The organism is Brevundimonas sp. FG128, from assembly GCF_057809775.1.
The window spans coordinates 560,049-580,421 of the sequence record NZ_JBMDKP010000003.1 but is presented as its reverse complement, the minus strand read 5'-3'; the positions used below and the strand labels follow the sequence as shown (position 1 = coordinate 580,421).

The 20,373-nt window shown below is 67.7% G+C and carries 18 protein-coding genes and 1 pseudogene; 6 read left to right on the top strand and 13 right to left on the bottom strand.

The window, feature by feature from the left end; all coding sequences use genetic code 11:
* Nucleotides 1-58: 58 nt before the first annotated feature.
* From ACODSC_RS11420 to clpB, 4 genes are all read right to left on the bottom strand, one after another.
* Nucleotides 59-787: a TIR domain-containing protein gene (locus tag ACODSC_RS11420; RefSeq protein WP_488814031.1), complete on the bottom strand. Its 729-nt coding sequence runs from the start codon at nt 785-787 to the stop codon at nt 59-61.
* Nucleotides 780-1,283, bottom strand: a complete 504-nt coding sequence (locus ACODSC_RS11415; protein ID WP_488814030.1) for a hypothetical protein — start codon at nt 1,281-1,283, stop codon at nt 780-782. Before ACODSC_RS11415 ends, ACODSC_RS11420 begins: the two co-directional genes overlap by 8 nt.
* A gap of 127 nt (nt 1,284-1,410) precedes the next feature.
* A complete protein-coding gene (locus ACODSC_RS11410) occupies nt 1,411-1,965 on the bottom strand; it encodes a hypothetical protein (protein ID WP_488814029.1) in 555 nt (184 codons plus the stop codon).
* On the bottom strand, nt 1,965-4,553 hold the full coding sequence (clpB, locus tag ACODSC_RS11405) for an ATP-dependent chaperone ClpB (protein WP_488814028.1): 2,589 nt from the start codon (nt 4,551-4,553) through the stop codon (nt 1,965-1,967). The genes ACODSC_RS11410 and clpB overlap by 1 nt, the downstream gene beginning before the upstream one ends.
* A 171-nt stretch (nt 4,554-4,724) precedes the next feature.
* Between clpB and ACODSC_RS11400 the strand changes: the two genes are divergently transcribed.
* The 3 genes from ACODSC_RS11400 to ACODSC_RS11390 are packed head-to-tail and all read left to right on the top strand — an operon-like array spanning nt 4,725 to nt 9,256.
* Nucleotides 4,725-6,629 carry a BCCT family transporter gene (locus ACODSC_RS11400; protein WP_488814027.1) on the top strand — a complete coding sequence of 635 codons (1,905 nt, stop codon included), beginning with the start codon at nt 4,725-4,727 and terminating at the stop codon, nt 6,627-6,629.
* A gap of 60 nt (nt 6,630-6,689) precedes the next feature.
* Entirely contained in the window at nt 6,690-8,330 is a 1,641-nt protein-coding gene (locus ACODSC_RS11395; protein WP_488814026.1) for a serine hydrolase, read from the top strand.
* Between the two features lie 5 nt (nt 8,331-8,335).
* Nucleotides 8,336-9,256, top strand: coding sequence for a tetratricopeptide repeat protein (locus tag ACODSC_RS11390; RefSeq protein WP_488814025.1), 921 nt, complete (start codon nt 8,336-8,338; stop codon nt 9,254-9,256).
* Nucleotides 9,257-9,272: 16 nt separating this feature from the next.
* On the opposite strand, the gene ACODSC_RS11385 is transcribed toward ACODSC_RS11390, so the two are convergent.
* The 6 genes and pseudogenes from ACODSC_RS11385 to ACODSC_RS11360 form a co-directional block, all read right to left on the bottom strand.
* Complete coding sequence (locus tag ACODSC_RS11385) at nt 9,273-9,716, bottom strand: hypothetical protein (protein WP_488814024.1); 444 nt, start codon at nt 9,714-9,716, stop codon at nt 9,273-9,275.
* Complete coding sequence (locus ACODSC_RS11380; protein ID WP_488814023.1) at nt 9,713-10,450, bottom strand: DUF4893 domain-containing protein; 738 nt, start codon at nt 10,448-10,450, stop codon at nt 9,713-9,715. Before ACODSC_RS11380 ends, ACODSC_RS11385 begins: the two co-directional genes overlap by 4 nt.
* A gap of 78 nt (nt 10,451-10,528) precedes the next feature.
* A complete protein-coding gene (locus ACODSC_RS11375; RefSeq protein ID WP_488814022.1) occupies nt 10,529-11,227 on the bottom strand; it encodes a DUF4893 domain-containing protein in 699 nt (232 codons plus the stop codon).
* A gap of 42 nt (nt 11,228-11,269) precedes the next feature.
* Complete coding sequence (locus ACODSC_RS11370) at nt 11,270-12,004, bottom strand: ATP-binding response regulator (protein WP_488814021.1); 735 nt, start codon at nt 12,002-12,004, stop codon at nt 11,270-11,272.
* 235 nt (nt 12,005-12,239) lie between these two features.
* Nucleotides 12,240-12,311, bottom strand: a pseudogene (locus ACODSC_RS11365) (hypothetical protein); the annotation flags it as partial.
* Between the two features lie 338 nt (nt 12,312-12,649).
* Nucleotides 12,650-13,666, bottom strand: a complete 1,017-nt coding sequence (locus ACODSC_RS11360; protein ID WP_488814020.1) for a DUF4167 domain-containing protein — start codon at nt 13,664-13,666, stop codon at nt 12,650-12,652.
* Nucleotides 13,667-14,022: 356 nt separating this feature from the next.
* Between ACODSC_RS11360 and ACODSC_RS11355 the strand changes: the two genes are divergently transcribed.
* Both ACODSC_RS11355 and ACODSC_RS11350 read left to right on the top strand, forming a co-directional pair.
* A complete protein-coding gene (locus ACODSC_RS11355; protein WP_488814019.1) occupies nt 14,023-15,255 on the top strand; it encodes an NAD-dependent epimerase/dehydratase family protein in 1,233 nt (410 codons plus the stop codon).
* A gap of 10 nt (nt 15,256-15,265) precedes the next feature.
* Complete coding sequence (locus ACODSC_RS11350) at nt 15,266-16,168, top strand: SDR family oxidoreductase (protein ID WP_488814018.1); 903 nt, start codon at nt 15,266-15,268, stop codon at nt 16,166-16,168.
* Between the two features lie 172 nt (nt 16,169-16,340).
* Here ACODSC_RS11350 and ACODSC_RS11345 read toward each other — a convergent pair whose 3' ends face one another.
* Entirely contained in the window at nt 16,341-16,952 is a 612-nt protein-coding gene (locus ACODSC_RS11345; protein WP_488814017.1) for a DUF1134 domain-containing protein, read from the bottom strand.
* Between the two features lie 264 nt (nt 16,953-17,216).
* Here ACODSC_RS11345 and ACODSC_RS11340 point away from each other — a divergent pair, with 264 nt between their 5' ends.
* A complete protein-coding gene (locus ACODSC_RS11340) occupies nt 17,217-17,501 on the top strand; it encodes a hypothetical protein (protein ID WP_488814016.1) in 285 nt (94 codons plus the stop codon).
* 42 nt (nt 17,502-17,543) lie between these two features.
* Here ACODSC_RS11340 and pheT read toward each other — a convergent pair whose 3' ends face one another.
* Nucleotides 17,544-19,985, bottom strand: a complete 2,442-nt coding sequence (gene pheT, locus ACODSC_RS11335) for a phenylalanine--tRNA ligase subunit beta (protein ID WP_488814015.1) — start codon at nt 19,983-19,985, stop codon at nt 17,544-17,546.
* Complete coding sequence (locus tag ACODSC_RS11330; RefSeq protein ID WP_488814014.1) at nt 19,982-20,371, bottom strand: hypothetical protein; 390 nt, start codon at nt 20,369-20,371, stop codon at nt 19,982-19,984. The genes pheT and ACODSC_RS11330 overlap by 4 nt, the downstream gene beginning before the upstream one ends.
* Between the last annotated feature and the right edge of the window lie 2 nt (nt 20,372-20,373).

Here is a 20,373-nt window from a genome sequence, read left to right as displayed (position 1 = left end):
GCTTGTTTCCGCTTGCTGAGCCACTTTGTCAGAGTGGGCTTCTCGCATTGTTTCGCGCTCAGCCACGCAACCGTGTCTGCTTACCCTTGAAGTATTTGGTCAGCTCTCGAAACGCTGGATTCAAATCGTCTTTAGGGAATCTGATCTGACCTATTCCTGCAATGTTGCTGAATTCTTCGCAACCATTCTCTAATAGGATCGGCGCATTCTCAAAACCTAGCCGTCCTTGAAACAAACCTGCTTCGTGGACCACGTTCATACGCGCGCGAACCGTACCGTCGCTCTGCTCGTCCTCAGCCGTCATAACCAGCAGAGCCACATCAGCCACACTTAACAACTTTTCGAGCCGCTCCTTTGTCGAGACTCCGGCTACAGACTGACTGTTGAACTCGTGAATAACACAATCATAGCCGTCCTGAAGCCAGTCCCTCAACTCCTTCCAAAGCGGTGACCGACCATGGCCAATAACGATGTTGAGATGCCCTTGTGTCGGACTGTTGGATGGCGCGGAGACGGCCTGAGACGCGGCCTCATATCCCTGCTTCTCAAGATATGCATAGCCGTCTACAAGCAGTTGCCAACCGTCCGGCATACGAGCAACGCGTTCGGGATTCCTGGAAAATATCGACGCAAGGTTCCAACTAGCCGCAGTTCGACAGCCGTTAGCCTTAGCTAGGGCAATCAACACACCTGTCGTCGAGACGCCACCCGCTGCGTCAAGCAATATATAGGCTTTGGTCGTGTTGGTCCGGCGTTTGGAGGCAAGATCAGAAGCCAACTTACTCATTTAGAAGCACCGCTTTTGCCTCATCCAGTTTTCTTGACGGAACGCAATATTTTCCGCCTCCTCGTTCGGTGAGCTCTCCCGACTTAACCATTCGATGCAAGTTGATTGCCTGCTGGTTTGAATGATCCGCTTTCCAGTCACGCGCTTGTTTGCAACGCGCATAGAGCTCATCCTTGGTGAACTCGTCTAAGCCGTCATTGAACGTCAGGTGATACGAAGCAACACGCATCATTTCACGGGCGCTCCCGGCTTTGAGTTTCGCCACGTAGGAGTTGATTCCTTGGGTCAGGGCTGAGTTTTGATCGCCATTCGATGTCGTCGACCCAGATTTGGCGCTGTGTACGGCTGTTTGCGTCGGCGCTCTCGTGTTTGGATCGGTCACAGCACCCTCGGACAGGAAGGGCACAGCCTTAAATACAATGTCGAGATCTCGCTCGAGATCGTCGCTCTCGAGTTCGAGTTCGAACTGACCTGATTTAAGGCGAAGCTTTGTCATGCCGCCACCAATGAAGCACGAATCAAGCGCAGTCAAGCATGTATGATTGGCGTTCCGAGAGAGCCGTTAGACCTCGCCCGTTTGGCACCGCCAAGGCGCGGCTTGCCGGAGGGTCACGAAAGACTAGTCAGGCTTTGCTAGCGAGCTTTGTGATCGCTTCTCGAAGTTTGCGCATGTCCTGAGCGATCTGAATCATAGGCGGTGGTCCGCCTAACTGGCCCCAATCTTTGTAATCTTCCACAAGGTTGAGGACGTAGGAATGGCCTTCGATTTTTTTGGCACCCGGCGAGCGCCGCCACCGGACATCTATGCTCACGATCTGCTCGCTAAGGTTTTCAAATCCATTTAGAAAAACTGAGAATGAACTTCCGGGCTTAAGCAGCGACAATGATCGTAGAGGCATCGTCGCGATCTCACCCTGCTTTTTCAATCGCAGCGGCGGATCGAAAGTGACTTCGATATCGTAAGCGGTTCCTGTTCCAGTATTCTCAAGGACGAGGTTGGTGTGAATGATCGACCAAGCACTCGGCTCGAAGGATACAGCGACGCTGGGTTGGCTAGTCGCGTCGGACAGCCTCTTCGTTTCCCGAGCCAAGACAGTCGTCACATACACAAGCACGATGGTAGCCAGTGCAGTGACGACCGTAGCTATGGTGGACCAGTTGATATCGGGAAAAATCATCAGTGCACCCGCATCTTCCCGATCTCCAGCCCGCCCTCGCCGGCGGTGACAGCGATCACCCCGCCGTCCTCGATCTCGCCGGCCAGCAGCTTCCGCGCAATCGGATCGACTAGGTCCTTCTGGATCACCCGCTTCAGCGGCCGCGCCCCATACGCCGGGTCGTAGCCGCGGTCCGCCAGCCAAGCCAAAGCGGCGTCGTCCAGGTCCAGCGACAGGCGGCGGTCGGCCAGCAGTTTCTCGAACCGTGACAGCTGGATCCGGACGATGCCCCCCATCTGGTCGCGGCCCAGGCGGTGGAACAGGATGATCTCGTCGATCCGGTTCAGGAACTCGGGCCGGAAGTGGGCGCGGACGGCGTCCATGACGTAGGGGCGGACGGCCTCGACGTCGTCGCCTTCGCCCTGTTCGGCCAGATACTGGCTGCCCAGGTTGGAGGTCATGATGATCAGGGTGTTGCGGAAGTCGATGGTGCGGCCCTGGCCGTCGGTCAGGCGGCCGTCGTCCAGCACTTGCAGCAGCACGTTGAAGACGTCGGGGTGGGCCTTTTCGACCTCGTCGAACAGGACGACCTGATAGGGGCGACGACGCACGGCCTCGGTCAGGGCGCCGCCCTCGTCATAGCCGACATAGCCGGGAGGGGCGCCGATCAGGCGGCTGACGCTGTGCTTCTCCATATATTCGGACATGTCGAGGCGGGTTATGGCGGCCTCGTCGTCGAACAGGAACTCGGCCAGTGCCTTGGTCAGTTCGGTCTTGCCCACGCCGGTCGGGCCCAGGAACAGGAAGCTGCCCAGGGGTCGGTTGGGGTCGTTCAGGCCGGCCCGGGCGCGGCGCACCGCATCGGAGACGGCGGCCAAAGCCTCGTCCTGACCGACGACGCGGGCGCCCAGGGCGGTCTCCATCTGGAGCAGTTTTTCGCGCTCGCCTTCCAGCATCTTGTCGACCGGCACGCCGGTCCAGCGGCTGACGACGGCGGCGATCTGTTCGGCGTCGACGACCTCGGGCGTCAGGGGGCCCTTGCCGCTGGTCTCGTTTGCCTCGGCCTCTTCGAGCTGTTTTTCGATCTGGGGGATCTGGCCGTAGGCGATCTCGGACGCACGGCCCAGGTCGCCCGCGCGCTGGGCGTTGGCCAGTTCGAGGCGCAGGCGGTCCAGGGTTTCACGCAGTTGCGCGCCTTGGCCGACCTTGTCCTTTTCGGCCTTCCACTGGGTGGTCAGGTCGTCGGACTGGCCCTCCAGATCGGCGATCTCGTCGTCCAGCTTTTCCAGCCGGGCCTTTGAGGCCTGGTCGGTCTCCTTCTTCAGGGCCTCGCGTTCGATCTTCAGCTGGACCAGCCGGCGGTCGATCTCGTCCAGGGCCTCGGGCTTGGAGTCCACGGCCATGCGCACGCGGCTGGCGGCCTCGTCGATCAGGTCGATGGCCTTGTCCGGCAGGAAGCGGTCGGTGATGTAGCGGTTCGACAGGGTGGCGGCGGCGACGATGGCGCTGTCCGAGATACGCACCCCGTGGTGGACCTCGTACTTCTCCTTCAGGCCGCGCAGGATGGAGACCGTGTCCTCGACCGTCGGTTCGGCGACGAAGACCGGCTGGAAGCGCCGGGCCAGGGCCGCGTCCTTTTCGACGTGCTTTCTGTATTCATCCAGCGTGGTGGCGCCGACGCAGTGCAGTTCACCGCGCGCCAGGGCGGGTTTGAGCAGGTTGGAGGCGTCCATGGCGCCGTCGCCCTTTCCGGCGCCGACCAGGGTGTGCATCTCGTCGATGAACAGGATGATGCCGCCCTCGGCCGCTGTGACCTCGGACAGGACGGCCTTCAGCCGCTCCTCGAACTCGCCGCGGTATTTGGCGCCGGCGATCAGCGAACCCATGTCCAGCGCCATGACGGTCTTGTCGCGCAAGCTCTCGGGCACGTCGCCGTTGACGATGCGCAGGGCCAGGCCCTCGACGATGGCGGTCTTGCCGACGCCCGGTTCGCCGATCAGGACGGGGTTGTTCTTGGTGCGGCGGGCCAGGACCTGGATGGTGCGGCGGATCTCTTCGTCGCGGCCGATGACCGGGTCGATCTTGCCGTCGCGGGCGGCCAGGGTCAGGTCGCGGGCGTAGCGTTTCAGCGCGTCATAGCCGTCCTCGGCGCCGGCGCTGTCGGCGGTCTTGCCCTTGCGCACCTCGGCGATGGCGGCGTCCAGCTTGTCGGCGCTGGCGCCCGAGGCCTTCAGCACCTCGGCGGCGACCCCGCCCTCCCTGGCGAGCGCGGCCAGAAGCCGTTCGGTGGTGACGAAGGCGTCGCCGGCGGATTTCGAGGCCTCCTCGGCGGCGGCGAAGACGCGGGCGGTGTCGCCGTCCAGATAGAGCTGGCCCGAGCCGCCCGAGACCTGGGCGCGCTTCTTCAGCGCGGTTTCGACATCGGCCTCGGCGCGGCGGGCGTCGCCCCCGGCGGCAGTGATCAGATTGCGGGCCAGGCCGTCGCGTTCCTCCAGCAGCACCTTGAGCAGATGCTCGGGCGCGAACTGCTGGTGACGGCGCGCGAGCGCCAGCGACTGGGCCGACTGGACGGCCTGTTTGGCGCGGTCGGAATAGAGTTCGAGATTCATGGTCTTCAGTCCCCTCGTGAGGCGGATAGATCCTCAATACGCCCTTTCAGGAAGCGACGTCTTGAGCTGTCGCAATCGAGATGGTGTGACGATTAGGTCACGCAAGGGCCGGCAGGGCGGACGAGGCGATTTCGACGCGGAACCGACAGCTTCACCATACGCTTTCAGCCGATGCTGACCACCAAGATGAACCCACGCGTCTTCTGGGGGGCGAGCCTGATCATCGGGCTGCTGCTTGTTGTCGCCGTCGCCGCGCCCGGACAATCCGACCGGATCTTTCAGAACGTGCAGGCCTGGGTGATCGACACCTTCGGCTGGCTTTACATCGCCGCCGTGGCGGGGTTTCTGGGGCTGGTTCTGGTGCTGGCGCTGGGGCCGACCGGGGCGCTGAAGCTGGGACCCGACGACGCCGAGCCGGACTTCCCCTATCTGTCGTGGCTGGCCATGCTGTTCGCCGCAGGGATGGGCATCGGCCTGATGTATTTCGGCGTGGCCGAGCCGATCCAGCATTTCGTCAGCCCGCCTGAAGGCGCCCCCCGCAGCTTCGCCGCCGCCCGCGAGGCCATGGGCATCACCTTCTTCCATTACGGCGCCCACGCCTGGGCCATCTACGCCCTGGTCGGGCTCAGCCTGGCCTTCTTCGCCTATCGCAAGGGATTGCCGCTGACGCTGCGGTCAGGCCTGTCGCCCCTGCTGGGCAAGCGGATCAACGGGCCCGTCGGCGACGCGGTGGACATCTTCGCCATCTGGGGCACGGCCTTCGGCATCGCCACCTCGCTGGGCTTCGGCGTGGCGCAGATGAACAGCGGCCTGTCCTATCTGATCGGGATTCCGAACAACGCCTGGGTGCAGGTCGGCCTGATCGCCCTGGTCATGGCGGCCGCGACGGCCTCGGTGATGAGCGGCGTCGGCAAGGGGGTGCGGCGGCTGTCGGAGCTGAACCTGACCTTGGCCGTCCTGTTGATGGTCTTCGTGCTGGTGGTCGGTCCCACCGGCTTCCTGTTCAAGGCGCTGGTGCAGAATTTCGGTTTCTATCTGGACCATTTCTTCGAGCGCACCTTCACCCTCTACGCCTATGAGCCGCGCGCCTGGATGGCGGACTGGACGCTGTTCTACTGGGCCTGGTGGATCGCCTGGTCACCGTTTGTGGGCATGTTCATCGCCCGTATCTCGCGCGGACGGACGGTGCGCGAGTTCATCCTGAATGTGCTGCTGGTGCCGGCGGGCTTCACCTTCCTGTGGATGACGGTCTTCGGCAATACGGCCATCAGCCTGGACATGGGGCAGGCGGCGGGGGCCATCTCCACCGCCGTCTCGGCCGACCTGTCGACCGCCCTGTTCCACTTCCTGGAAGAGTTGCCTGGCGCGGCGATCACCTCGACCCTGGCCATTCTGCTGGTGGCGGTCTTCTTCATCACATCCGCCGATTCCGGCGCCCTGGTGATCGACACCATCGCTTCGGGCGGGGCGGACGACACGCCGCGTTGGCAGAGGATCTATTGGTGCCTGCTTCTGGGCCTGATCGCAGCGGTGCTGTTGCTGGCCGGCGGACTGGGCGCACTGCAGGCCGCCACCCTGGCGGCGGCCCTGCCGTTCGTCGTCATCATGATCCTGCTGTCCGTCGGCCTGGTGCGGCAGATGACGGCCGACGTCGCCGGGCGGGTGGTGGAGACCGAAGGGCCGCCGTTGGCCGAGCAGCTGAAGCGCATCCTGGCGCCCGCGAGCCGCCGCGACATCGACCGTCAGATCGAGCGCAACGGCTTGCCGGCGCTGGAGACCGTGCGCGAAGGGCTGGCGGCCGAGGGACTGGTCGCGGAGGTGATGCGCGACGACGACGGCGTGTCGTTGACCGCGCCGGTCGCCGGGGGGCGCGACTTCCACTATCGCCTGACCGCGCGCGAGCGGCCCCGGCCGGCGATGACCGCGCTGGACGCGCCCGAGCGGCGCCGGGCGATGGAGTGGCGGCTGTCGGCGCGTTCCGACGACGTGACCCGGCCGCGCGACGTGACCGGCTTCACCCGCGACCAGTTGGTGGCGGACGTGCTGGAGCACCTGCATCGCTGGCGGGCGGGCTGAGGCTGGATCGACGCGCGTGAAAGGCTAAGGTGGCGACGGCCTGTCCTCTGGAGTTCCATCATGAGCCTTCGTCTTTCGCGCCGCACCGCCCTGTTCGCCTCCGGGGGCGCCGCCGCCCTGGCGGTCCAGCCGGCCTGGGGGCAGACGCCCGCGAACGACGATGCGTCGCTGGCCGAGGCGGTCGACGCCTATGTGAAAAAGGCGATGGCGGCCTGGCCCGAGCAGCCGGCGCTGGGGATTGCGGTGGTCAAGGACGGGGCGGCCGTCCTGGCGCGCGGCTACGGCGTCAAGGTGCAGGGCAAGCCGGCCCAAGCCGACGAACACACCCTGTTCGCCATCGCATCCAACACCAAGAACGTCACCGCCGCCGCCCTGGCCATTCTGGTCGACGAGGGCAAGGTGAAGTGGGATGCCCCGATCCGGACCTATCTGCCCGACTTCACCCTGTCGGACCCCTATATCGGCGAGCACATCACGGTGCGCGATACGCTGAGCCACCGGGCCGGGTTCGGCCTGGGCGCCGGGGACCTGCTGTTCTGGCCCAACAGCGACCGGACGCGGGCCGAGGTCGTGGCTCAGGCCGCCTTCGTTCCCATCGAAGACGGGCTGAGGGCCCACTATCACTACTGCAATCTGATGTTCGTGGTCGCCGGGGCGGTGCTGGAGACGGTGTCGGGCATGGCGTGGGAGGATTTCATCCAAACCCGCATCCTGGACCGGGTCGGCATGACCGAGACCGTGCCGTTGGCGCGTCTGGCCGATCCGGCCAAGTCCGCCCTGCCCCACGGCCGGGTCGGGCCGCCCCTGCGTTACCAGGGGGCGATGACGCAGATCGCGGACTCGATCGTCGAGGTCTGGAACTGGGATTCGGCGGCGGCGGCGGGCGGCATCTGCACCACTGCGACCGACTGGGCAAAGTGGATCGCGGTGCGGCTGAACGACGGCAAGCTGGCGGACGGCACGCGGCTGTATTCCGAGGAGGCGGCGCGCGAGATGTATCGGCCCAACATCATCGTCGGCTCCTCGCCCGGCCCGACGGCCGAACTGCCCAACCGGTCCATCGCCTCGACCTATGCGATGGGGCTGCAGATCCAAGACTATCGCGGCGAGCGGGTCGCCAGCCACGGCGGCGGCTCACCCGGCGGCATTTCCGCGACGGTGCTGATCCCCGGCCGCAAGACCGGATTCTGCATCTTCTCCAACGCCGAGGAGAGCTTCCTGCTGCGCGCCCTGCGCTCGGGGATTTCGGACATTTGCATGGGCAAGGTGGATATCGACTGGATCGCCGATTCCAAGCGATTGGAGGCCGAGGGCAATGTGAAGTCCCTGGCCGCCGCCGTCGAGATCGACGCCAAACAGGCCGCGGGCGCGCCGCCGTCCATGCCGCTGGAGGCCTACGCCGGAACCTGGCGCGACCCCTGGTACGGCGACATCGTCATCAAGCAGAAGACCGAGGGTCGCGGGCGCGATCGCAAGACCGGCCTGTGGCTCAGCTTCACCCACACGCCCGCGCTGAAGGGTTGGCTGGAGCCCTATGACGGCGAGACCTTCCGCACCCGGTTCCCCGACAAGCGCGAGGAGGACGCCTTCATCACCTTCGCCATCCAGACGGCCAAGCCCGCGACGGCGACGATGAAGGGCGTTTCGCCCGACATCGATTTCTCATACGACTATCAGGACCTGAAGCTGACGCGGATTTGACCGAGATGATCGCGACCGTCGCCCAAGCGCTGTCTCTGGCTCTGACCCTGGCCTTGTCGATCCAGAACGCGGGAGCGGTCGATCCGGACGCCGCGCCCACCCCGCAGGCGTCGTCGGAGTCCCCGCCGGTTCCTGCAGCCTGCCAGCCGGACTCAGCCGGGGCGGTGGATCTGCAGGCCTGCGCCGACGCGGCGCCCGAGGGTTCGGCGCTGCGTGCGGTCGCGCTGATCAATCTGGCGTCGCGCGCCTATCTGGCCGGCGATTACGCGAAGGCGTTGAACCTTTATGACGCGGCGGTTCCGCCGGGGCGCACGATCGTCTCCGACGTCGTGTTCCACACCTTCCGCGCCGACACCTACGCCCATGTCGGACGCGAGGAGGCGGCCCAGGCCGACGCCCTGCTGGCGTGGCGCATCCTGAGCGGCGAGGTCAGCCCGTCCGGCGATCCGACCAAGGACACGCCGCCCACCGACACCCTGCGGTTCGAGGTGCTGATCCGCATCCTGCCCATTCTGAAGGAGGGCGATGCGGCGACCTTCGCCGCCGCCAAGGCTGTCTTCATGACCCTACCGGCGCAGGACGGGGTCGCCCTGACCAATCGGGCCGGACTTCTGGCGCGACTGGGCGACTATGAAGAGGCCCTCGCCGACAGCGAGCGCGCCCTGGTCCTGCTGCCCGACGACGCCGGGTTGAAGAACAATCACTGCTATATTCTGTACCAGGCGGGCCGTGCGGCGGAGGGGCTGCCCTATTGCGAGGCTGCGGCAGTCGCTATGCCGCAGGTCGCGCCGGTCCACCATTCCTACGCCGAGGTCCTGGCCGCAGTGGGACGCTGCGCCGAGGCGGAGACGCAGATCGCCGAGGCGCGACGGCTGGATCCGTCCAGCGTGGATTATACCCGGCCGCTGACCTGCGCGGCGACCTGATCGCGGGCGCCCCGGCCTAGCGCCGAGGGCTCAGGGTCACGCGGCGGCCCTGGCTGGCATCGACGACGGCCTTGGCCTCCAGCCGGGAGAAGGGCACGCCGCCGATATAGGACAGGGATTCCATCGCCGACTTGGCCAGGTTCTGAGCGGTCGATGGATCGGCGCCGTAGCCCGAGACGACGATGAGGGGGCCTTCGCCCTCGCCGACCAGTTCGGCGGCGCGGCGCAGCATCGGTTCGGCCTGGGGCGACAGCTCCGTGCTGTCAGGCGCGAACAGCAGGTCGCCGTCGATCACCACCGTCCCGCCCTGTTGCGTCACGCCCGCCACCGGGCCGACCGGCGCCGGGGCCAGGATCGGCGGAGGCGCGCCGGTGTCGTGAACCTCGGGCGCGCGCGGCGCGTCTTGGGAACAGGCGGCCAAGGACAGCAACAGGGCCAGGCCGGCGACGCGAGAGATCACCGCACGATTTCCAGCAGCTCCAGCTTGGCCTCCTGTTTGGGCCAGGGGATGGCCAGGCGCCAGCGGTTCTGGCCGACGCGTTCCAGCACGCCGACCTGATCGCGCTCGGGCTTGTCGCCATAGGCGGGGAAGCCGGTCTCGTCCGACCCCCAGGCCTGGGCGCCGACATAGACCAGACGACGGTCGGTGTCGGGATAGAGCAGGCCGCGCGTGCGTTGCGAGCCGGTGGTCTTGGTCAGGATCAGATCGCCGCCGGGCGTCAGCTCGACCGAACAGGCGAACCACGGATAGTCGACATAGGCCAGGCCCTGGCCCTCGACGCGGCGGCCCAGCTTGATGGTGCGGCAGCGATAGGTTCCGGGTGCGGGCTGGAGGCGGCCGGTCTGGGCCGCGTTCGGATCGACCAGGGGACCAAGCGCCTCGACCTGACGGGCGAAGCCGGCGTCCTCGGCCTCGGCGCGGGCCATGCGCCAGGCCTGATCGAGGCGGCCCAGCAGGCTGGCGTCGGCGGCGGTGGCGACCTGTCTCCAGCTGTCGCCGCCGCCCTGCATGCCCTCTGCGGGGGCCTGCGGCTCAGGCGGCGCCTCGGCCTCTGGCATGGCCGGAGTCGGCGCTACGGCGGCCGGTTCGGTGACGGCGGGCGCGGTCTCGGCCGGGCTGGCGGGGGTGTTGTCGCCGCAGGCCGCAAGGGCGGTGGTGGTCGTCAGGGCGAGGAGGAGCGGGGCGAGACGCATGATCGAGGTTCCTTGGGCTGGACGCTCTCTGACAACGGCTCAGGCTGGACGAGGTTCAGCGCAGCCCCCGCGGCCGCGTCAGGTGGGGGCCGGAACCAGTTCGATCAGGTCGAGATTGGATTCGTACTGGGGCCAGGGCAGGACCAGCCGCCAGCGGGCCTCGCCGATCCGCTCCACCACGGCGACCAGGTCGCGGTCGGGGTTCTGGCCGTAGGAGTTGGCGGCGGGTTCCTGAGCCAGGGCCATTGAGCCGAGCAGGACAATGTGGCGGTCGTCCTCCGGGAACAACAGGCCTGAGGGGCGCTGCGAACCGGTCAATTTGGTGAACTTCAGCCCGCGCGGGGTCTGTTCGATACGGCAGGCGAACCAGCCGTAGACGACATAGCCCAAACCGTCCTCGCCGCCCTGGGTGCCCAGTTTGACGGTGCGACAGCGATAGTTTCCGGGCGGCGGCGTCACGCCGGGGCGGGCCGCGCCGGGCTCGATCAGCTCGCCCAGCCCCCGCAGATCGCCAGATCCCGTCTGACGATGCGCCTGTTGCAGGGCCAGGGTCCAGGCGGCGTCGACGCGGCGATAGCGGTCCCGGTCCGCCGATGTGATGACGCCGCGCCAATCCATCAGGGCTGCCTGCCCCGAAGCGCCCGGCGGCGGCAGGGGTGGCGGAGGCGGCGGGGTCGAGGCGCAGGCGGCGACGGCGGCCAGCACCGCCAACGGCGCCAGACGGGCCAGGCGGCGGGCGAAAAGACGGGACGAAACGAACCGGGCGAACTGACGCATCAACGCTTCCCTTGGGGGCGACCTTACGGCGAAGTCGCTCTCTTAGGCCCTCTGGCGACCGCCCGCGTCAAGGCCGGCGCCGCGCGCGTCGCGCGACAGCACCGTGTTCAGCGCATCCGCCAGGGCGGTCAGATCCAGCGGCTTGGCCAGGCAGGCGTCGAAGCCGGCGACGCGGCATCGGGTCCGGTCCTGGGGCGAGACGGCGGCGGTCAGGGCCAGGACGGGGACGTCGCGCGTCGCCGGATCGGCGTCGAGCCGCGCCTTGACGGCATAGCCGTCCGTGTCCGGCAGGCCGATGTCGAGCAGGATGACGTCCGGCCGCAGGGCGCGGGCCAGCTCCAGCCCCTCGGCGCCCGTCATGGCCGCATGCAGGGTCAGGCCGAGACCGACGGCCGCCTGGCGCATCAGGGCGATGTTGGCGGGATTGTCCTCGATATAGAGCACCACCGCCTCGGCCGGCGCCGCGGGAACCGCAGGGCCGGCGACCGGCAGGGCCAGCGAGAAGACCGCCCCGCCCCCCGCGCCGCGCGCGGTCGTGACGGCCCCGCCCATCCGTTCGGCCAGACGCTGGGCCGAGGCGACGCCCAGGGCCGTGCCGCCGCGCGCGTCCAGGCCGTCCAAGGGTCGGAACGGCCGGTCGGGGTCGTCCACGGGCGCAGCGGCGCCGGCGTCGTGGATGACGACGACCACCTGGCTGTCGGTCCGCTGCATCTCCATACGGACCGTGGCGCCGTGGGGCGAGTGGCGGATGGCGTTGGCGACCAGGCGGCGCAGCATGCGGCGAACCTGGGCGGGATCGGCCGTGACGCACAGGCCGCAGGCGGCCCGGGGGGCAGGCCAGGCTGATCCCCGCCTCGCGCGCCTGCGGCTCCAGCCCGTCGCAGACCTGGCGCAGGGCCAGACGCAGATCGACCCGGCAGACTGCGGGCGCGCCCGTCTCGCCCGAGACGACGAAGTCGTCCGCCTCCTCGATCAGGGCCAGCAGCACGGCCCCAGCCGCCTCGATCTGGCGCAGGGCCTGGGCCTGGCGGAGGGTCAGGGGATCGGCGTCGGGATTGGCCTGGAGCAGCTGAGTGAAGCCCATGACGGTGGTCAGGGGTGTTCGCAGTTCACGCCCCAGCGCCCGCAGCAACTCGCCCTTGGTGCGATCCTCGGCGGAGAGGCGGCGGTTCTCGGCGTCGGCGGCGGTCAGTTTGCGGCGCAGGGCCTGGGTCCGCGCTTCGACCACCGCTTCGAGCCGCGTGTTGCGCCGCCGCAGCGTGGCGGCCAGGCCTCGCGCCTGAAGCCACAGCCAGATCCCGGCGCACGCCCCGGACAGGGCCAGGGCCAAGACAAGCAAGACGATATCCATGACGCCCCCCTGAACGCGAAGGATCGCGCGCAGGAGTTGCGTTCAGGTAAATATACTCTCGAAAGTTGTTTCTAGTCCTCGCCGGCCGAGGCGGTTTCGGTCTTGCGACGCGGCGCACGACGGCGGGGGGCGGGTTCGCCTTCACCGTCGGTGGAGGCGGCGGGCGCCGCAGCGGGGGCGCGGGTCAGGAAGCCCGGCAGGGCGGTGGGGGCGTCGTCCTCGACCGCAGCCGCCGAGGCGGTGGTGCGACGAGGGCGGCGGGCCGGACGGTCCTCGACGGCCGGCGCCTGGGCGGCTGACGCTGGGGCGACGGTCTCGACGACGGGCGTCTCGACCGTTTCGACCGAACCGGCGTCGGCCTGGACGGCGTCGCCGCCTTCTGCGCCCTCTTGATTGTCGAAGCGACGGTTGCGTTCCTCGCGGCGACGCTCCCAGCGTTCGCGGCGGGTCTCGCGGCGACCGCCCTCCCCGTCAGCCCGGACCTCGCCGTCCTCGCGCGGCTCGCGGGGTTCACGCGGTTCACGCGGCGATTGGGCGTCGCGGTTCTGGCTCTGGTCGCGGGTCTGATCCCGGTCACGATCGCGGTTCTGATCGCGATCCCGATCACGGTTCTGATTCTGGTCCCGGTCGCGGTTATAGTCACGGTCGCGATTCTGGTCGCGGCCGGCGTTCTGGTCGCGGTCGGCGCCGTCCTGAGCCTGACGGTCGGCGGCCTGCTGGGCGGCGACGAAGGCGGCGGCCTGGGCGCCGGATTCGTCCTCGAAATCAATGTCGAAGCCCTGGTTCGACTGTTCGCGCGCGGCGATGTCGGAGAAGGACCGCTGCGGCTGCAGCGCGCGCAAGACGCGGTAATAGTGTTCGGCGTGCTGCTGGTAGTTTTCGGCCAGCACCCGGTCGCCGCCGGACGCCGCGTCGCGGGCCAGCTGCTGATAGCGCTCGTACACGGTCTGGGCGTTGCCCCGGACCTTGATGTTCTCGGGGCCTTGCGAGTCCCACGAACGATTCGGATTGGCGCTGTTGGCGTTAGACGCGCCCGCCTTGTTCCGATTGCGTCCGCGCTGACGCTTCATGCCCTTGAAATCTCTCATTCGCGCTACCGTGTGCAGGGATGGAGCCCAGGCCGTCGGCCGGTTCCGTCCGTTTCGTGGTTCCGTTTCGCTCGGGGCCGATCCCCGATTGTCGATCTGTCGGAATGCCTTGTCGCCCGCATGGTGCGCCGGTCCTTTCGGGATCGACCGTCATGATCGGCTCAAGCCGCGAACAGCCGGGTATGCGCCCGGGAAGCTGCGTTTTGAGTGGGAGACAGGCCATGACTTAGCGTGTGCGACGGCCCTTTCCAAGAGATATTCGTCAAAGCGTCGCACCGCGCCGGTAACTGCGGCGCTTTGCCGATGGCGGCCCGGTGGGCTAGGCATGGGCTTTGAGACGACTACGAGGCTTTCCCATGCGCGTTCTGGTTCTTGGCGGCGACGGTTTTTGCGGCTGGCCGACGGCCCTGCACCTGTCGGCCAAAGGATGGGACGTGACGGTCGTCGACAATCTGAGCCGCCGCAACATCGACAACGAACTGGAGGTCCAGTCCCTGACGCCGATCCGCACCATGGGCGAGCGGATCAAGGCGTGGAAAGAAGTGTCCGGCCGCGACATCGGCTTCGTCAATATGACGGTGGGCAAGGAGTTCGACCGGCTGGTCGCCCTGATCCGCGATCTGGCGCCCGACAGCGTCGTGCATTTCGCCGAACAGCGGGCCGCCCCCTATTCGATGAAGTCGGCGCGGCACAAGCTGTACACCGTCGACAACAACATCAACGCCACCAACCACCTGCTGGCCGCCATCGTGGAGAGCGGGCTGGACGTGCATCTCGCGCACCTGGGGACCATGGGGGTCTATGGCTACGGCACCGCCGGCCTGCGCATTCCCGAGGGCTATCTGAAGGTGACGGTCCAGACGGACAACGGCCCCGCCGAACAGGAAATCCTGTTCCCGCCCAATCCGGGCAGCATCTATCACATGACCAAGACGCAGGACGCCCTGCTGTTCCAGTTCTACGCCAGGAATGACGCGCTCAGGATCACCGACCTGCACCAGGGCATCGTCTGGGGCGCCCAGACCGAGGAGACGCGCCAGGACGAGCGCCTGATCAACCGGTTCGACTATGACGGCGACTACGGCACGGTGCTGAACCGGTTCCTGATGCAGGCGGCGGTCGGCCATCCGCTGACGGTCCACGGGTCGGGCGGCCAGACGCGGGCCTTCATCCACATTCAGGACACGGTGCGCTGCGTCGAGCTGGCGCTGAAGAACCCGCCCCGGCGGGGCGACCGCGTCAAGATCCTAAACCAGATGACCGAGAGCCGACGTGTGCGCGACCTGGCCCGGATGGTCGCCGACATGACGGGCGCCGAAATCCACAATGTGCCGAACCCCCGCCAGGAGGCCGACGAGAACGATCTGGTCGTGGCCAACGACCAGTTCCGCGAGCTGGGTCTGAAGCCGATCACCCTGGCCGAGGGGCTGATGCAGGACGTGACCGAGATCGCCCGCCGATACGCCCACCGCGCGGACCTGGGTCGGGTGCCGTGCGTGTCGGCCTGGAACCAACGCCGGGCCGAGGCGCTGGAAACCGAAGCGGCGCCGTCGGTTCCGACAACGGCCGCCAAAGTCCTGTCCGCCTGAGTATGTGTTGATGCCCGACGCCCCCGACCGCCCCTCCGCCCCCGACCTGCTGGTCTTCGGCGGCGGCTATCTGGGTCGCGCGGCGACGCGCGAGGCGCTGAGACGCGGCGGACGGGCCACGGCCACCTCGCGCGATCCCGAACGGCGCCGCTCGCTGGCGGCCGAGGGAGCCACCGCCATCGATCCGAGCGATACGGTCGCGCTGAAGACGGCGCTGGAGGCGGCGACCGCCGTCCTGATCACTGCGGCACCGGACGCCCACGGCTGCCCCGCCCTGCGCGCGCTGGGACCGCTGGCCGGCGACGCCTGGCCCGACTGGATCGGCTACGTCTCCTCCACCTCCGTCTATGGCGACCGGGCCGGGGGCTGGGTGTTCGAGGACGGACCGCTGAACGCCGCCAATCTGGAGGGCGCACGCCGCGTGCGGGCCGAGCGCGACTGGCTGGACGGCGCGCAGGGGATGGGCCTGACGGTGCAGATCTTCCGCCTGCCCGGCTTCTATGGGCCGGGGCGCAGCGTGGTCGAGCGGCTGCGCGAGGGGAGCGCGAAACTGGTCAGGAAGCCGGGTCAGGTGTTCAACCGTATCCATGTGGATGATGTGGTGTCGGGGCTGTTCGCCTCGATGGACCGGCCGCGTCCGGGGGCCGCCTATAATCTGTGCGACGACGAGCCCTCGCCGGCCGATGTCGTGGTCGAATGGGCGGCCGATCGGATGGGCCTGCCGCGCCCGCCGGAAGTTGACTGGACCGACGACAGCGTCAGCGAGGCGATGCGGCGCTTCTACCTGGATTCCAAACGCGTCTCGAACGCCAAAGCCAAGGCCGAACTGGGCTGGCGGCCCGCCTATCCGACCTGGCGCGAAGGCCTGGCGACCCTGCTGGAAGCGCCGCCGCCGTTGAGACTTGTAAGCTGACTTTCGTCATCCTCCGGCGCGAAGCGACCGGGGGACCCAGCGGCGCCGAAGGCGATGCGTCCGCCGCAAGATGTCCGAACACCTCATCCGCGACAGGTTCGCGCTTCCGCTCGCCGCTGGGTCCCCCGGTCTGCGCCGCAAGCGGCTTGCCGGAGGATGACGAAAGAGAAGATCAGAACGGCAGCAGGTTCCGCTGGCGGCTGTAGCTCATCGTGCCGATGTTGGCGCCCAGGCGCAGGCCGACGCCGGTGCGGATGGGGGCCAGGACGATGCCGTCCGCCTGCTGATAGTTCACGCCCAGGCCGGCGACCAGATAGGCCGTGCCCTCGACCCCCGGATAGCGGCGATAAATCATGTCGGGGTGATACAGGCCATAGACCAGGGTGAAGACCCGGCTGGCGTTGCCGCCCCAGTCCCAGCCCACGGACGCGCCCTGCCAGAACACCTCCTGCGAGGCCGAAAGGTCCTTCATGTGCAAGGCGCCGCGCCCATAACGCGCGCCGACGACCACGGCGCCGGAACCCTCTTCGCCCGCGATATAGGCGGTGGGACGGTCGCCCTGGTCGGCGAAGACGCGCTCGATGGCGCCGCCCACCAGCTCGGCCGCGATGCCCAGCTCGCGCGAGCCCGCCGCCACCAGTTCGTCGAAGCTGTAGGCCTGGGCGGTCTCATCCGAGCGGATCGGATAGTTGGGATCGCGCGCCGGCGCCGTGGCGCAGGCGCCGACAGCCGAGGCGCCGGCGGCGGTGGCCAGGCCGGAAAGAATCATTTGGCGGCGATGCATGGGGCGGCTCCTGAGATCGGGCGAGAGGCGTCCGGCGTCGTCGCGCCGGTTTCGCGCCAGACTCGCCGGGCTTTGCGGCAGCCTTGCGGCTTCAAGGTTAACGGGGGCTTACGGAAGCGCCACACGTCTCAGCGCAGCCCGTTGGGATCACAGGCCGGAAGATCAACCTTGAGTATAAGACACACAGAACTGTGAGTTGCGGCTCCGTCGTTTGGGGGCCGATGCTCGGGGAGCGCCGATTGGGCGCATCATAGGAGGCGCAAGATGAGAAAACACCTCAGGACGATCTTGGCGATGACCGGCCTTGCTGCAGCCGCTGTGGCCACGACCGCGATCGCCCAAACCTATCTCGACCCGAGTGTCGCCTACCACTACACGCTCTACGCTGACGCCGCGAAGACGCAGTACATTGGCGACGCCTATGACCAAGGCTGCGTCGTCAGCGGACGCACAGTCTACGCCCAGCGCGTACAGCTGCACACGCCGTACTTTGGCGCCGAGCCGATGTACGTCTGCACCGGCGGCGGTCCGACGCTCCCTGATGGCTGATTGATCGAGAAGCCCCGCCCAAGACTTCGGGCGGGGCTTTGCTCAGGCAGCCCGCAACTTTCCGCCCTGCTTCTCCACCGCCGCCAGGACCTTGGCGGTCAGGGTTTCGATCTCGGCCTCGGTCAGGGTGGCGTCGCGGGGTTGGATGACGACTTCCAGGGCGACGGACTTGAAGCCGTCGTCCACGCCCTTGCCGCGATAGACGTCGAAGACGCGGACGTCGGCGATCAGGGCCTTGTCGGCGCCGGTCGCGGCCCGGACCAGGTCGCCGACAGGCTTGGCGTCCTCGACCACGAAGGCGAAGTCGCGGGTCAGGGGCATGAGAGCCGACAGGTCGGCGGAACCGCGCGCCTTGCCGCCCTTGCCCCGCGGCTCGGGCACATTGTCGAGCACGATCTCGAAGGCCAGGATCGGACCGTCGGCGTCCAGGGCCTTCAGCACGCGCGGATGCAGTTCGCCGAACTCGACCATCACATTCTTCGGCCCCAGCTGCAGCCGGGCCGAACGGCCGGGATGCCACCAGTCGCGGTTCTGGCCCTGGGTCAGTTGCAGGGAGGCGACCGGCGCGCCGATCTCTTCCAGCAGGGTGGTCAGGTCGGCCTTGAGCGCGAACAGGGCGTCCTCTCCGGCGCCGGCCCAGTGACGGGCGGCGTGCGGGGCGACCAGGGCGGCGATGACCGTCCGCTGATCCTTGGGACCGTCGCCCAGATAGATGGGGCCGATCTCGAACAGGGCGGCGTCGGCGAAGCCGCGCGCGGCGTTGCGCGCCGCCGCCTGGATCAGGTTCGGCAAAGCCGACGGCCGCATGCAGTCCAGATCGGCCGCGATGGGGTTCTCCAGCACCAACCGGTCATCGCCGCCGCCGAACAGGGCGGCCGTCGATTGTTTGGTGAAGGACCAGGTGACGGCCTCGGCGTAGCCCAGGGCGGCCAGGGCGCGCCGCGCCGTGCGGACGCGGGCCTGACGCGGGCTCAGCACGCCGCCGGCGGGGCGTGCAACCTCAGGCAGGGGCGTGTCGGGCAGGCTGTCGAAGCCCTCGATCCGCGCCACTTCCTCGACCAGATCGGCCCGGCCCTCGACGTCGCGCCGCCACGACGGCGGGGTCACGGTCCACGGCTCGGCCTGATCAGCGGGGCCGGCGGTGACCAGGAAGCCGAGCTGGCCCAGAATGGTCCCGATCCGGTCGTCGTCCAGGTCCATGCCGCTGAGGCGCTTCACATAGGCGGGATCGAAGGCGAAGGGCGCGGGGCTGGCCGGGGGCTCGCCGACGAAGACGATCTCGGACGGCTCGCCGCCGCACAGGTCCAGGATCAGGCGGGTGACCAGCTCCAGCCCCGGCGTGACCGACACCGGATCGACGCCGCGCGCGAACCGGTACTGGGCGTCGGAATGGATGCCGAGCGCACGGCCCGTTTGGGCGACGACCAGCGGGTCGAACCAGGCGCTTTCGACGAAGACGTCGGTGGTGGTCTCGTCGCAGCCGGTGCTTTCGCCGCCCATGACGCCGCCCAGGCCGATGGGGCGCTCGCCCCCGGCGTCGGCGATGACGCAGTCGGTCGGAGAGGCGGTGTAGGTCTTGCCGTCCAGGGCGATCAGATGCTCGGGCTCGCCGCCCTCGACGTGAGCCGTCTCGGCTGAGACCTGGCCCGCGCGCACCACGATCTCGGTCCCGACCAGCTTGGCCACGTCATAGACGTGCAGAGGCCGGGCGCGGTCATAGGCGATCAGATTGGTCACATCGACCAGACGGTTGATCGAACGCAGGCCGATGGCGGTCAGGCGCTTCTGCAGCCAGGCCGGCGACTGGCCGTTCTTCACGCCGCGAATGACGCGACCGGCGAAGACCGGGCACATCTCGGGCGCGTCCAGCCGCACGGTGATCGGCGAGGCGAAGGCCCCGCGCACCACGGCGATGTCGAAATGCTTCAGCTTGCCGACGCTGGCGGCGGCCAGATCGCGCGCGATGCCGGCGACGCCCAGCCAGTCGGGGCGGTTCGGCGTGACCTCGAAATCAATGACGGGTTCGGCGCCGAACAGACCGGCGACCGGCGTGCCGACCGGGATTTCAGGCGGCAGTTCCTGGATGCCGTCGCTCTCGTCCGACAGCTCCAGCTCAGAGGCTGAGCACAGCATGCCGTTCGACACCACGCCACGCACGGGCTTCTCGACCAGGGTCACGCCAAGGCCGGGCACATAGGCGCCGATGGGGGCGTAGATGGTGGTCAGGCCCGCCCGCGCGTTCGGCGCGCCGCAGACGATCTCCTTCAGCCCGTCGACGGTCTCGACCTGACAGACCTGCAGCCGGTCGGCGTTGGGGTGACGTTCGGCCGAGATGATCTTGGCGACGGTGAAGGGCGCCAGCTTGGCGGCGGGGTCGATGACCTCCTCGACCTCCAGCCCGGCCATGGTCATGGCTTCGGCGATCTGATGGACGTCCGCCTCGGTCTCGAGGTGGTCCTTGAGCCAGGACAGGGTGAACTTCACGACAGCTTCCCTCCGATCACGGCCTGGAAGTTGGCGATGAAATCCGGGGCGCCGGTGAAGCCGACGGCGAAGAAGTTGCAGCGGCGGAAGATGCAGTTCCTGAAAGCGATCGCGCCGATCACCTTCTCCGGTCCCACCGGCGCCAGCAACAGGTTGCGGGGATCGCCGCCCGAGTAGCCCATGTCGCAGCCGTCGAACTCGCAGCCGCCCGCCGGCAACAGCACGGCCGGTCCTTCGATGCGGCAGTCGATGAAGGTCTTGCCCTCGATCACGTTCTGGCCCGCGCCCATGAATTCGGCGACCAGTTGCGGCAACCAGATGTCGATCTTGTTATAGGTCGGTCCAGCGCCGATCCGCTTGAAGGTGATGGCTTGTGTATCGGTCATTG